Source organism: Vibrio sp. 2132-1 (assembly GCF_033344315.1).
On record NZ_JAWPON010000147.1, the window covers coordinates 1 to 930 of the forward strand.

Here is a 930-nt window from a genome sequence, read left to right on the forward strand (position 1 = left end):
TTTGCTGAGCGCGCCCATTCCCGAAACACTGCGCAAGATGACCGTCCCCATGACCATGGGCATGATCGCAATTTTGATGTTTAACTTGGTGGATACGTTTTTTATCTCGTTGTTGGGGACGCATGCCCTCGCGGCAATCAGCTACACGTTTCCTGTCACCTTTGCGGTTAACTGCATCACGATGGGGATCGGGATGGGGCTATCGACCAACATTGGCCGCTTACTTGGTCAAGGTCATGCTCCAAAAGCGGCGCAATTTACGACTCACGGTTTGCTGTTGGCGGTGTTGCTCGTCGCTATCGCTTCTTCTATTGGCTTTGCTACCATTGCGCCACTGTTTCGTTTCCTTGGCGCGACCGACGATCTGATTCCACTCATCGAACAATACATGCAGGTGTGGTATCTCACCATTCCACTGTTGGTGATTCCAATGGCGGGCAACAGTGCGATTCGTGCCACTGGCGACACTAAGACACCCGCTAAGATCATGATGTTGGCCGGTCTGATCAACGGCATGCTCGATCCACTACTGATTTTCGGTTATGGCCCCTTCCCAGAACTTGGCATTCAAGGCGCTGCTATAGCGAGTGCCTTTAGTTGGCTAGGCGCTTTGTGCGGCTCTTTCTATGTGCTGGTGAAACGCGAAAAACTGCTCGCACAACCTCACTGGGCCTCATTGAAACAAGATTGGCAACAGACGTTAAAAATTGGCACCCCTGCAGCACTATCCAATGCGATGAATCCGTTGTCGGGCGCGATTTTGATGATGCTGCTATCTAGCCACGGCACTGCAGCGGTGGCAGCTTACGGCGCTGCGCAGCGTATTGAGTCGATTCTGATCTTAGTGTTGATGTCGCTAACCTCCGCACTCACGCCATTTATGGCGCAGAACTTAGGGGCAAAAAATCCTCAGCGCGCATTCTCTGGTTT

General features: G+C 52.2%; 1 protein-coding gene. It reads left to right on the top strand.

The window, feature by feature from the left end; genetic code table 11:
* Position 1 precedes the first annotated feature (1 nt).
* On the top strand, positions 2 to 930 hold a 929-nt coding region (locus tag R8N47_RS24035), incomplete at its 3' end, for an MATE family efflux transporter (RefSeq protein WP_318185956.1).